General features: G+C 67.5%; 10 protein-coding genes and 2 pseudogenes. 8 read left to right on the top strand and 4 right to left on the bottom strand.

The window, feature by feature from the left end; genetic code table 11:
- Position 1 precedes the first annotated feature (1 nt).
- Positions 2 to 969 (top strand): annotated as a pseudogene (locus tag OOK31_RS37140) (IS630 family transposase).
- Between the two features lie 54 nt (positions 970 to 1023).
- Here the strand turns inward: OOK31_RS37140 and OOK31_RS37135 are convergent.
- The gene (locus OOK31_RS37135; protein ID WP_266672085.1) at positions 1024 to 1413 is read right to left on the bottom strand and encodes a hypothetical protein; all 390 of its coding nucleotides are present in this window, start codon (positions 1411 to 1413) and stop codon (positions 1024 to 1026) included.
- 279 nt (positions 1414 to 1692) lie between these two features.
- Here OOK31_RS37135 and OOK31_RS37130 point away from each other — a divergent pair.
- The 4 genes and pseudogenes from OOK31_RS37130 to OOK31_RS37115 form a co-directional block, all read left to right on the top strand.
- A pseudogene (locus tag OOK31_RS37130) lies at positions 1693 to 3078 on the top strand (NF041680 family putative transposase); the annotation flags it as partial.
- An 85-nt stretch (positions 3079 to 3163) separates the two neighbouring features.
- Positions 3164 to 3637: a DUF6086 family protein gene (locus tag OOK31_RS37125; protein ID WP_323188303.1), complete on the top strand. Its 474-nt coding sequence runs from the start codon at positions 3164 to 3166 to the stop codon at positions 3635 to 3637.
- A gap of 447 nt (positions 3638 to 4084) precedes the next feature.
- Entirely contained in the window at positions 4085 to 4399 is a 315-nt protein-coding gene (locus tag OOK31_RS37120) for a hypothetical protein (RefSeq protein ID WP_267091841.1), read from the top strand.
- On the top strand, positions 4383 to 5156 hold the full coding sequence (locus OOK31_RS37115; RefSeq protein ID WP_267091840.1) for a transposase: 774 nt from the start codon (positions 4383 to 4385) through the stop codon (positions 5154 to 5156). Before OOK31_RS37120 ends, OOK31_RS37115 begins: the two co-directional genes overlap by 17 nt.
- Before the next feature lie 95 nt (positions 5157 to 5251).
- Here the strand turns inward: OOK31_RS37115 and OOK31_RS37110 are convergent, their stop codons facing one another.
- Positions 5252 to 5647: an Imm7 family immunity protein gene (locus tag OOK31_RS37110; RefSeq protein ID WP_267091839.1), complete on the bottom strand. Its 396-nt coding sequence runs from the start codon at positions 5645 to 5647 to the stop codon at positions 5252 to 5254.
- Positions 5648 to 5719: 72 nt separating this feature from the next.
- Between OOK31_RS37110 and OOK31_RS39495 the strand changes: the two genes are divergently transcribed.
- Positions 5720 to 5863: a DUF6207 family protein gene (locus OOK31_RS39495; protein ID WP_323188302.1), complete on the top strand. Its 144-nt coding sequence runs from the start codon at positions 5720 to 5722 to the stop codon at positions 5861 to 5863.
- Between the two features lie 403 nt (positions 5864 to 6266).
- Here the strand turns inward: OOK31_RS39495 and OOK31_RS37100 are convergent, their stop codons facing one another.
- Positions 6267 to 6425 (bottom strand): hypothetical protein, encoded by a 159-nt coding sequence (locus OOK31_RS37100; protein WP_267091838.1) that lies wholly within the window; start codon positions 6423 to 6425, stop codon positions 6267 to 6269.
- A gap of 307 nt (positions 6426 to 6732) precedes the next feature.
- Between OOK31_RS37100 and OOK31_RS37095 the strand changes: the two genes are divergently transcribed.
- Positions 6733 to 7020, top strand: a complete 288-nt coding sequence (locus OOK31_RS37095; RefSeq protein WP_267091837.1) for a hypothetical protein — start codon at positions 6733 to 6735, stop codon at positions 7018 to 7020.
- A 224-nt stretch (positions 7021 to 7244) separates the two neighbouring features.
- Entirely contained in the window at positions 7245 to 7871 is a 627-nt protein-coding gene (locus tag OOK31_RS37090; RefSeq protein ID WP_267091836.1) for a hypothetical protein, read from the top strand.
- Between the two features lie 52 nt (positions 7872 to 7923).
- Here OOK31_RS37090 and OOK31_RS37085 read toward each other — a convergent pair whose 3' ends face one another.
- Positions 7924 to 8067 carry a hypothetical protein gene (locus tag OOK31_RS37085; RefSeq protein WP_267091835.1) on the bottom strand — a complete coding sequence of 48 codons (144 nt, stop codon included), beginning with the start codon at positions 8065 to 8067 and terminating at the stop codon, positions 7924 to 7926.
- Positions 8068 to 8262 lie beyond the last annotated feature (195 nt).

The raw sequence follows: 8262 nt of genomic DNA, 5'->3' as shown, positions 1-8262 counted from the left end.
CCTGGTCCAGGCGGACCAGGACACCGTCCGCGACGTGATCCACAACTTCAACGAGATCGGGCTCGCATGCCTTAACCCTCGCTGGGCGGGAGGCCGTCCCCGCCTTCTCGACCGTGACGACGAGGACCTCGTCGTCCAGACGGCCACCACTCGCCCGACCGTGCTGGGCAAGCCCTTCACCCGCTGGTCGATCCGCAAGCTCGCCGATCACCTACGGCGCAACCGTGCCCGCCCCGTCCTCATCAGCCGAGAGGCCCTGCGGTGCTTACTCGCCCGCCGCGGGATCTCCTTCCAGCGCACGAAGACCTGGAAAGAGTCCCCAGATGCGGCCTTCGACGCCAAGCTGGCCCGGATCGAGTACGCGATCAACGAACGACCCGACCGCACCTTCGCGTTCGACGAGTTCGGCCCGCTGGGCATTCGCCCCATCGCCGGCTCCTGCTGGGCAGAACAGACCCGGCCCGACCGCCTGCCGGCCACCTACCGGCGCACCCACGGAATCACCTGCTTCCACGGCTGCTACTCCGTCGGCGACGACCAGATGTGGGGCGTCAACCGGCGCCGCAAAGGCATCGACCACACCTGGGCCGCGTTGAGAACGATCCGGGCGGCCCGCCCGGACGGCGCCCCGATCTACGTGATCCTCGACAACCTCTCCGCCCACCTGAACTGGAGAATCCGCAGGTGGCCGGCCCAGAACAAGGTCGAGCTGTGCTTCACCCTGACCTACGCCTCCTGGGCCAACCCCATCGAGGCTCACTTCGGACCGCGCTACGGCAGTTCACCCTGGCCAACTCGAACCACCCCAACCACACCGTCCAGACCCGGGCCCTGCACGCCTACCTCCGCTGGCGCAATCAGAACGCCCGCCACCCCGACGTCCTCGCCGCCCAACGACGCGAACGCGCCCGTATCCGCAGCGAAAGAGGCATCCGCTGGGGCGGCAGACCCCTACCCATCGCGGCCTGACCGCTCAACCCGGCGAACCTTCCCGGTCACAGCACTAGGTTCACGTCGAGAGCGTCAGCACTTCTCCTTCCGCGCCTGCTGGATCAGCGGCTCGGCCTCGTCCAGCGTGAAGGTGACCTGCCAGGTCTCGGCCGCCCGGTGCAGGGTGTCGGCGAACTCCTGGTAGCCGTGGTCCTGTTGAGCCGCGTCGGCGGCGCGGTTGGTCGCCGTGTTCAGGTACTGCTCGGCGGTCTGGTAGTAGGGGTCAGTCAGATTTGACGGCCGGGGGCGGGCAAGGTGGTCGGTCAGCTGCTGCAGGGAGGCGCAGGCGGACTTGGCAAACTCGCGCGCCGCCACCGTGGCCTTGGAGGGCGTCGAGCTGCAGGCCGCCAGGGAGAGCGTGGACGCCAACAGCAGGGGCAGGGGCAGTGACAGGCGAAGTATCAGCTGACGTCGACTAGTCATGGGTCAATCCTAGGTAGCATGACGGCCTGACCGCCCGGAAATCCGGTGGGCCCGCAGCCGCCGTCCCGCCCGGCCCACATCTGGGCCTTGTCTGCTCTGGCCTGCAACGCGGCCATCAACGACGGCACCGCTTCCGCCCACTCTCGCCTCAGCTTGTCGTTTATGGTCCGGCATCGAACGCGGGTCGAACTTGTTCGGAGTTTTCCCGGTTCACCAGCTGCGTGAGGGGCCGCGGGTCGATCCTGTGTTGAGCGACAGCGCAGTACGGAGGCCGGGATCGTGGGACTGGTCGAGCACAAGGTTGAGCGAGACCCGTTGACGGTGGTGACGGAGTTCCGCTCGGAGTTGTACGCCTGCCTGACTGCCCGGAGCGACGCCCTGTTCGAGTTGTGCGACGCGTTGCTGTGCACCGACGGTCCGGTCCGCACCCTCGTGGACCTTGCGCTCGCTCCCGAGCATCGGCGCGGGCACGGGGCCTTGTACTCGGGGATCAACCACGGTCGGATCAACGTCGCCCGGCTGCGGCGAGCACTGGTCGGTGTCCCGCTTCCCCGAGCCGGCGACGGTCGGCTGGTGCTGGCCTTGGACGTCTCCCCCTGGTTGCGGCCGGACGCCGATACTTCCTCGGACAGGTCTTTCTGTCATACCTTCGGTCGGGGTCTGGGCAAGCATCAGATGGTGCCCGGCTGGCCGTACTCGATCGTCGCCGCCCTGGAGACCGGCCGGACCTCATGGACCGCACTGCTGGACGTGATCCGGCTGGAGCCAGGTGCCGACTTGGCCGCGGTCACCGCCGACCAGATCCGCGACGTCGTCCAACGTCTCGTGGAGGCCAGCCAGTGGCGGGAGGGGGACCCGCAGGTCCTGGTCGTGCTGGACGCGGGCTACGACGCTCCCCGCATCGCCCACCTGGTGGCCGACCTGCCCGTGGAGGTGCTGGGCCGGCTCCGCTCGGACCGGGTGCTGCGCAAGCCCGTTCCGGTGCCGTGGATCTGCCCGCCGCAGGGCGGCCGCCCGCCCAAGCACGGCGGCGAGTTCGTCTTCGGCCGACCCGGGACCTGGGGAGAGGTCACCGCGGTGACCATCACCAACACCAACCGGTACGGGACCGCGACCGCGCAGGCATGGGATCGACTGCACCCCCGGCTGACCCGGAGGGCAGCATGGCTCCACCATGAGGGACCGTTGCCCATCATCGAGGGCACCGTAATCCGCCTGGCGGTCGAGAGGCTGCCCAGTGGCGGGGTGAACAAGCCCGTCTGGCTGTGGTGGTCGGGCATCGGCGCCGGCCCGGCCGACGTCGATCGGTGCTGGCAGGCGTTCTTGCGCCGCTTCGATGTGGAGCACACCTTTCGGCTGCTCAAGCAGACGCTCGGCTGGACCAGGCCGAAGCTGCGGGACTCGGCGGCGGCCGACCGCTGGACCTGGCTGGTCCTGGCCGCACACGCTCAGCTCCGCCTGGCTCGCCCTCTCGCACGTGACCTCCGACGCCCCTGGGAACGACCCTTGGAACCGAACAGGATCACCCCCGCCCGGGTCCGCCGAGGGTTCAGGAACCTGCACGCGAAGACGGGCACGCCAGCCGGTACACCAAAACCCACCCGCCCCGGCCCTGGTCGCCCGGTCGGGTCGAAGAACCGACAGCCCGCTACCCGCTACGACGTCGGGCGCGTCCTTGCCACCGGCAAGCCCTACATCCGGCCCGCCCACCACAAGGTCGGCACCAAACCCCGACGTGGCGGCAGCTCCGATGCGGATCAAAATGCCGAAGCGTCGAGTCCGACGATTGATACGGTCACTGGCTGGACCACAACAGCATCCAGACTTCCTGGACCCATCTGAGGAACGACCCCTGAGTTACCCATTTGAGACGGAAAACAGGACCAAGACCATCTGGGACCCAGCACTGCGAGTGGGCCAGATTTACGTGTCCATCGCGCATAGTGCCGGTCACCTGCTGGGACTGCCTACCGGAGTGACACCAAACGAACGCGGCGGTGCCGACGTCGACATCCAGACGTTCCAGGCATTCACACAGCGGGTCTACGACACCTGTTGCTCCACCAACAACTTCATCATGCACGACCTGATGCGTGGCATGTTGCTCGCCTCGATCGTGATGCTGGAGAACGGCGGCGGGACCATCACCCGCACTCCAGAGCGTGAAGCAGGCCTACTGGACAGCCACGACCTCTACAGACGCGGAATGTGGGCGGAGGACTGACGACCCCGTGAATGACACGGTGGCTCGCCGAAGAAACCTACGAGGGCCGCCATCCCCTACGCGCGACGGAAGTTAAACGACAAGGTCAACGCCCGCGCACCTCGGCGGGCTCGTCACCCGCGACGGTAGCAGCCAGCCACACGATCACATACTAAAACCCCGCGAAGCACCCCAGCGAGGCACCCGCACCGAGCATGCACCCACCCCAATCGGTCCAACTTTCTCGTCGCTAAACAGCGTTGGTCCAACTTCGGTGGCAATCCGTCCAACTTCGCTGTCACAGGTCAGCGTTGCAGTCGCCGGTGCCGCGTCACCGCTTCGAGTTGCTTGTTCCTCACCGGCCCCGGGGAGCCTTGCCGGGAAGCACGCACCCCTGTGGTCCCCGTCGGCTATACCGGATCGGGGCCGACTGCCCTGCTCGCCGTAGGAGAAGGAGCCCACCGCCTCATGACCGACGCCGCGAACACCCCTCCGACCACCCGTGCTGCCCGTGTGCTCACGACCGTCGCCGTCGTCATCGCCGTTGCCTACATGGGCTTATGGGCCTTCATCTCCGTCCCTCAGCTCACGGAGTTCCTCGGCGGCCGGGACATCGACTACCCGGTGTTCCTGGCCATCGCGGCCGTGGCCGGCCCCGCCCTGTTCTGGGCGTACATCGGTCTCGGCTTCGGACTCACCGTAGTGGGATGGGCGGCCGGGATCGCCCTCACCGGCATCCTCACCAGCCTCACATACGGATACACCCATGCCCCCCGCGAGTGATCCGCCGGACAGCCAGATCCTTGCCCGGGTCCGGCAGCGCCACAAGGACGTCCACGACAGGCTCCTCCGCGGTGACAACCTCAGTGCCATCAGCCGCGATCTCCGCCGCGACCGCAAGACGGTCCGCCGTTACGCGAGCATCGAACTCGACGACCTCCTGGCCTCCGCGCGCGACCGCCGGCCCGAAATCCTCGCGCGGTTCAAGCCCTACATCCAGCGGCGATACCGAACAGGAGGGACCAATGCGGCCCAACTCTTCAGAGAAGTGCGTGAGCAGGGGTACTCGGGCAGCAAGATCTCCGTCCGCAAGTACGTCGCAACCCTGCGAGCCGGCACCGCCATCGACGAACCCGTGCTCGTCCCGAGCCCGCGCCAGATCACCAGCTGGATCATGCTCCGTCCTGAGACCCTGAACAGCCGTGAAAGCACCCAACTCGACCGCGTCCTGGAATCTTGTCCCGATCTGAGAACCGCCCGCGAGCTCGCACACGCCTTCAACGCCATCGCCCGCGACCGGCGGGGCTCCGAACTCGCCCAATGGATGGCTCGGGCCCTGGCTGATGGCCCCAAGCAGATCCAGTCCTTCGCCACGTTCCTCCAGCACGACTGGGACGCGGTCGTCAACGGCCTCAGCCTGCCCTGGAGCTCCGGTGTCGTCGAGGGCCAGGTAACACGCATCAAACTCATCAAACGCAGGTCATACGGGCGAGCATCATTCCCCCTCCTGCGGACCCTTGTCCTCGCCCAACTACCTTGATCGTCCTTACGCATCGAAGTCGCTGTCATCACGCTGGGCTGACCTGCGCGGATCTGATTGGGCGAAAACCGTGCGGCAGGGGCGGGCTTGTTGCCTCATCCCGCAAATGGATCTTCGAGCGTGGGGATACACGGAGACAGCAACAGTTCGGTGTGTTGGGTGACGGTTCCGCGAGCCAGCCTCAAGACCCGGACCTCGTTCTCATGTGCTGGGTCTTCGTCATCGCGCAGGTGGAGGAGGCCGTATGAGCCCGGGGCGGTCGTGCCGACCCGGCTGAACAAGTCGAGGATCTCGGGTGAGGTGCGGTGGTTGGAGAAGCCTCCGATGTGGATGAAGGGTTCGCCGTTCATCCATCGCAGGTCGAGAAGGTATGGGCTGGCGATCCCGTCGATGTAGTGCCGAAGACTCTCAACGATCTCGGTGAGCCGGGTTGGGTCATCGTCGTCTGTGGCGCTCTCGCGGATCGTGATCCAGCCGTGGTATTCGAACATGACGGGAGCCTATCGGCGTGTTTAGTAGCGGGCCGACGTAGTGCAGGGACGGGTCAGTGATCGTCACGAAATGTGGACCACAGCCAGATTGGAGATGCACCATCAGAGCGCTGGGCCACATCGGGCGTTGGCCCGGTGCGCCGGGATCCCGGCGAGCCCGGCGTCCGGGCCCGGATCTACGCCGACGTCCTGCGCCCGGGACGGGACGGCCCATGAGGGAGTCTGGGCAAGCCATGTACGAAGGGCTTGCCCAGGGTCGCCTACGGCTTGCCCAGGCTCCTCGGCCTCCACCTCCCACAGGGGATGCGCCCGCCCGGTGCCGTAGCAGTGGCAGTGGCAGTGGCAGTGGCAGTGGCAGCACAGTCCATCGCCGGAAGTGGCGTGCGCGTCGATGGTGTCGACGGCATTACGCAGGAGCTGGGTGAGGCCGAGCACGTGACCGCTGTGGAGGGCGAGCTGGTGGCGCTTGCCGGCCATGATCTCCAACGCGGTCCCGGGCGGCGCGGCAGCCCCCAGCTCGTAGGTGGAGGTGTTGCCGCGGGTGAGGGCGGTGATCAGTTTGTGGAGGTGGCCCATCGTCTCCCCTCCGGAGAGTTCCACTCGCGCGGTGAAGGCAATGTCACCGGGCCGGGTGAGAGAGGAACGCGTCGGGGCGGTCGTGGGGTGGGATGTTGCCGACGGGATCGGCGTGGGCTCCATGGAGGGAGGCGAGGGCGTGCCACATGTCTCCCGGAAACGTCGGCATGAGCCTGGCGTTGTCGTGATGGTGTCGTCTCATGACTCCGTCGTACGGCCCCCAAGGAGGCGTCGGCCGGCTCCGGACCGTCGTGTCCCAGACGGTGCGGCCACGACCTGGGAAGGCGTCCCGTCCTGCGGCCCGGACGCTGGGCAAGCCCTCCGTGACGAGGGCTTGCCCAGCTGGACCGTGACCGGTCAGCGGGCCGAGCGTGACCGATCCGTCGCCCGCGATCGATCAAACAGCACGTCAGCGCCGTGACCGGTCCGTGCAACTCCCGAACGGCCGGTGACCGGTCATCGGTCACCGGCCAGCCACGGCCTCGCCCGGAGATCCGCAGCTAGAGACCATGATCATTCTCAGCGCCAACGGCTTACCAGTCCCAAGGCTGGAGAACATCCGGGAGTCCCCCCTCGAAGGGCTCGACGCGGCGGCCCGCAAGGGCAAGCACGGCGGCCGGCCGCCCGTCATCACCGACGACATGCTGCACACCGTGCTCCGGCGCCGCGCGAACGGCGAGTCGGTCGAGCAGATCCAGCCCGACCTGCACCCCCACCGGCAAACGCAAGGGCCAGGCCCCCAGGATCGCGAGCACCTACCGCGCGCTCGCCTAGCACCAAAACAGGGCACCACGTGACGACTGAACCTGTCACGGGACACGCAGCGTTCGCGCAGGTCAGAAAGCTGACCCGTCGGCGATGCGCGGTCAAATCGGGGTTCGGTCGGGTGGTCCGAAAGCGCCGCAAGCGGACTGTTTGTGGAGGTCAGGTGGTGTGGCCAACCGTGATGCTCAGACTGGCCAAGTAGGACTCTCAGTCACAGTTCCCCTGGCCGGGTTCGGGAAGCGGGACACTGGCCGTCATGTGGATGGGGTTCGACAAGAAGGAAGCCAAGGCCACGGCGGAGGGCGCGATCCCGTGGCTCGCGCCCACGGGCAAGCTCACCGTGGAGGCGCTGCGCAAGCTGGACCGGCCGCTGCTCGCGTGGGCGCCGGAGGGGGAGGCATACCGGTTCGACTCGGCCGCCTACTACTCCGAGTGCGCCGACGAGCCGGGCGGGCTGTCCCCGCTGGAGAAGAAGGTCGCGGCACTGCCCCCGCGGCCGGAGTGGACGATGGAGCGGATCTGGACTCCAGACGAGGACTCCAGCGAGGAACACCACACCGCGTACCACAAGGCCAGCGTCACGATCGGAGGCCGTCTCCTGCACCCCCGGGACCTGGACTCCTACGCCGCCTTCGCCTACGAGTACGCCGGCCTCGACGACGAGGACGCGGACGACGACCCCGAGCTGGACGAAGACGACCTGGGCCAGCCCCGCGTCACCGGCGATCTGGAGGCGGCTCTCGCCTGGGCGGCCGCCGGCGTCTGCGTCCTGCAGCAGTCCCTGCCCCACCCGTTCCGCGACGTCCTGCGCTACGCCGACACCGACAACCGCCCCGCCCACCGGGTCTTCTTCGCGACGACACCACGACTACAAGCTCAGTAACAAAGCACTACTAGGGCAAGCAGGGCAGTTGATGAGAATCTCTGAAATCGGGTCAGCGGCTGCTGGTGATGAGCGTGAAGTCGGCGGCCGCCGTGTCGGTCAGGGTGGTGCAGACCAGCACGCTGTAGCGGCGCGCCACGAAGGGGCCGGCCGGGATCGGCTCGCGGGCAATGACCAGGGTGCTGGTGCCGGTCACGAGGAGGCTCAGTTCTGCGCGGCGGCGCGGGCGGCCTGCTGCCGGCTCCAGGGCAGGGGCAGGCCGTCGTCGGCCTCGCGGGGCACCACGTGGGCGTGGAGATGTTCCTCGCGGTTCGCATGTCTCACGAGACGTGGACTTCCGGTCGTGGGGCGGGGTGTGGTGCACCCGTTTCGGGGCACCCAGGGAAGTCGT

Source organism: Streptomyces sp. NBC_00249, from assembly GCF_026342355.1.
Lineage (GTDB): Bacteria > Actinomycetota > Actinomycetes > Streptomycetales > Streptomycetaceae > Streptomyces.
The sequence above is the reverse complement of the archived record's forward strand: the minus strand, read 5'-3'. Positions and strand labels throughout refer to the sequence as shown.